Source organism: Mycobacterium sp. 852002-51152_SCH6134967 (assembly GCF_001667105.1).
Taxonomy (GTDB): domain Bacteria; phylum Actinomycetota; class Actinomycetes; order Mycobacteriales; family Mycobacteriaceae; genus Mycobacterium; species Mycobacterium neumannii_A.
The window spans coordinates 1-4,316 of sequence record NZ_LZIK01000048.1; the positions used below are offsets into that span (position 1 = coordinate 1).

1 protein-coding gene is annotated in these 4,316 nt (G+C 65.2%); it reads left to right on the top strand.

The genetic code is table 11. From position 1 onward, the window contains the following. On the top strand, nt 1-4,316 hold a 4,316-nt coding region (locus tag A5790_RS26000), incomplete at both ends, for an Ig-like domain-containing protein (protein WP_197696795.1).

The window sequence follows — 4,316 nt, forward strand, 5'->3', positions numbered from 1 at the left end:
ACCGGCACCTCCAGCGTCGCCAACTACCAAACCGCACTGCGCTCGGTCACATACCGGAACACCAGCGACACCCCCGATGCGACGCGCACCATCGCCTACACCGTCAACGACGGCAGCACCCTCAGCACGCCAGCAACCAAGACCGTTACCGTCACCGCGGTGAACGACGTACCGACGGTCACCACGACGGCGGGCACCACGAGCTACACCGAACAGGCGGCGCCGACCGAAATCGACACCGGCGTGACGCTTGCCGACCCGGACAACACGACGCTATCCGGCGCGACGGTGTCGATCGGAAACCCGAGTGCCACTGAGACGCTTTCCTTTACCGCGCCCGCGGGCAGCGGCATCACCGGCAGCTACAACAGCACCACGGGACAACTGACCCTGACCGGCACCTCCAGCGTCGCCAACTACCAAACCACCTTGCGCTCGGTCACTTACGAGAACACCAGCGACACCCCGGCCACGACGCGCACCGTCACCTTCACCGTCAACGACGGCACCGCCCCCAGCACACTGCGTACCAAAACCCTGACGGTCACCGCCGTCAACGACGCACCGACGATCACTACGACATCGGGCACGACCACCTACACCGAGCAGGCCGCCCCGACGGCGATCGACACCGGCCTCACCCTCACCGACCCGGACAACACGACGCTGTCGGACGCGACGGTGTCCATCGGCAGCGCGAACCCGACTGAAAGGCTCGCCTTTACCGCTCCGACGGACAGCGGCATCACCGGCAGCTACAACAGCGCCACCGGAGTGCTGACGTTGACCGGCACCTCGAGCGTCGCCAATTACCAGACGGCACTGCGCTCGGTCACCTACGAGAACATCAGCGGCACCTCGGCCGCGGAGCGCACCGTCACCTTCACCGCGGGCAACAGTGCGCCGACGACCAAGACCATCTCCATCGCCGCTGTGAATGACGCACCTACGCTGGACAGTTGCGGCTGCACCGTAACCGCCAACCCGAACACCGCGGCCAAAATGAGTTCGACGATCACCATCAATGATGCCGATGACGCGACGCTCGACGGCGCCACAGTCGCCATTACCTCGGGCTTGTCCTCAGGCGACGTGCTTGCCCTCAACCCCAATCCGCTCAACGGAATCACCGGCACCTACAACGCCACCACCGGGGTCCTCAGCCTGACCGGTAACGCCAGTGTGGGCGATTACCAGACCGCGCTGCGCATGGTCACCTTCACGAGCAACGGCGCCGCCGTCGACACCGAGCGCACGATCGCCTTCACCGTCGATGACGGTGAACGGCAGAGTAATACGATCACCCAGCAAGTCAGCATCGTCGCGGCGAACCAAGCGCCGATCGCGGGCACACCCGTCTACCAAACCGACAGCATCACCGGGGTGATCACCGGATCTGTGCCGTTCACCGATCCCGATGGCGGCGTCCTGGGCTACACGGCCGCGCCCCCGATCCGTGGCACCATCACCATCGACCCCACCACCGGCGCCTTCACCTACACCCCCTCCGACTTGGCCAGGCAGCGGGCGGCCGCGACGGATGCCACCGACGCCGAGAAACAGGACATCATTGTCGTGTTGGCCGACGATGGTCAGTCCGGCGTCACCGCGGTCGGAATTACCGTAGACGTGGTGCCCGCCAACAACGTGACGAACGGCGCGCCCATTGCAGGTACACCCGACGTAGGGACGCCCGGCACGAGCACCGGCACCGTCAGTGGAACCGTAGGGTTCACCGACCCGGACAACGACCTACTCCGTTACACCGTGTCCTCGTTCCCTGAGAAGGGCAGCGTCTCGGTCGACCCCACGACGGGTGAGTTCACCTACACGCCCTACAACTTTCCCGCCTTTGGCATCACTCCGCGGCATGACGCGGCAGCCGACACGGCGACCGTTCAAGACCAGACCGATACCTTCACCGTCACTGCCAGCGATATGCGTGGCCAGACGACGGACGTCGTCGTCATCGTTCCGATCAGCCCGGCGAACTCGAAACCGCAGTTTCAGCCGGCGGCCTCATCGGTCAGCACCGCCGACTCATCGGGTTCGGTCACGGGATCACTGCTGTTCTTCGAGGGCGACAATGACGCACTCACCTTCACGACTACACCACCGACCAAAGGCACGCTCGTCGTCGAATCGAGCACCAACTCCACCACCTACTACTTCACCTACACGCCGGATGAGACCGCCCGGCAGCAGGCAGCCTCACCCACGGCTTCGGCCGGGGACCTTGTGGATTCGTTCGTCTTGACGGCCGACGACGGTCACGGCGGTGCCGTGTCACTCACGGTCGCGGTTGCGATCCTGCCGACCGGCGCGACTCCGAATTCCGCGCCCCGCATCAAGAGCTTCGTCACTGAGATGGGTTCAGACTTCGACGGCATCAATATGATCAGCAGGGATCCCGCCACGGGAGTCACCGCCGGCATTCCGTCGATGCAGGACCCAGACGGCGACAGCCTCACCTTCACCGCAACCCAGCCAGCCAAGGGCACGGTCACCGTCGACCCGACCACCGGCGAGTTCATCTACACTCCCTCAGCCGCGTCCCGACACGATGCCGCACTCGCAAGCGCTACCGACGAGGACACCCGCGACACGTTCAACATCGTCGTCGCAGACGCTCGCGGCAACGCCACTTCGATACCGGTTACCATGCCAATCGGCATGCAGAATGCAAAACCCTTACTGAACAACGTATCTGCCGGAGTTCCCGATGCCTCAACCGGCATCGTCACCGGCCAGGTCACCGCAACCGACCCCGACAGCGACACCATCACGTACGTCGGTCCCACAACCACCGCCAAGGGCAGCGTGGCCGTCGACCGGACCACCGGCGCCTTCACCTACACCCCCGCCGCCGCGGCGCGTTCTTACGCCGCGGCCGCCGACGCCACCGACGCCGACAGATTCGAGACCTTCACCGTGACGGCGTACGACAATCACGGCGGTTACGTCAGCACCGATATCACGGTCGCCATCGCACCGTCGACGGCGCCCAACAACGCGCCCACACAGACCGCACCGACCACCGTCGGTGAGCCGGAGCCCGTTACCGGCGAAGTCTCGGGTCATTTCAACCTGAGCGAACTCGACCGCGACGGAATCACTTACACGATCGAGCCGATAGCCGGTAGCCGCGTCGAGGACGGATACTTCATCGTCGAGGACGGCAGGTTCACATCCGACGGAGTCACCGGGGCTTGGACATTCGTCCCCACCGACGAGCGGCGCCACGAAGCCGCACTCGAGACCGGGGGCCGGCCGGATATCTACTCGTTCAGGTGGACGGCAACCGACAGTCGCGGCGGTGTCGCCTCAGGCGAAGTCTCGGTGCTGATCTCCCCGGCCAATCAGTCGCCGGTGGTCGGTGTGCCGGTCCAAACCACGAATCCCTCGACCGGCGCCATGACCGGAAGATTCACCGCCTACGACCCCGACGGGGACTACCTCGACGTATCGAGCGCCAGCCAACCCGCATTCGGCACCCTGACCACCGAGTGGATCGGAGGTGAGACCTACCAGTGGACCTACACACCCCAAGCCGGCCAACCGTCCCCGTCCGGCTTCACCCTGGTTGTCGACGACGGACACGGGGGCCAAAGGTTCCTCTTCACGCCGCTGAACCCGAACGCGCCGACGGCGACCGATCCGCCGGTGCGCACAGGGCTGAGCACCAACCGGCCCTCCGATACCACTACCGGTGAGATCAGAGGCGTCGTTGCGGTTTCCAACGCCGCTGGTCAGACGTTGACCTACTCCGTCGTTGATGGCACCTCGACCGGGGGAACGGTCAGCCTCGATTCCGCCACCGGCGCCTACGTTTTCGTTCCCAGCGCCGACGCCCGATACCAGGCCGCGGCCGCCGACGCTCCAGCCGAATCGCTGACCGCCAAGTTCACCGTAGAAGTCACCGACGAAAACGGCGAGGTGGTCGAGCTGATTCCGATCGAGGTCCCGATCAGTCCGCTCAACCGTCCTCCGACGACGCAGGTCATCCTGGAGCCTGCGGATCAGTTCGGCACGTTCCGTGGCCGCGTCGTCGTCACCGATCCGGACGGCGATCACCTCACCATCGGCGGGGGCACCACCAGTCGTCTGGGCGGCGATGTCTCCATCTCACCCGGCGGAACCTTCACCTACACACCCGATGTGGCGGTCCGGGTGGCCGCGGCCCAACGTACCGAGACCAAGGATTACTTCTTCGTCTCGGTCACCGAAGAGCACGGCCGAAAGAGCTGGGTCCGGGTCGTCGTCGATGTCCCGCCACTGACCCTGGCTACACCGCCCCCCGCTGTGCCCGCTTACCC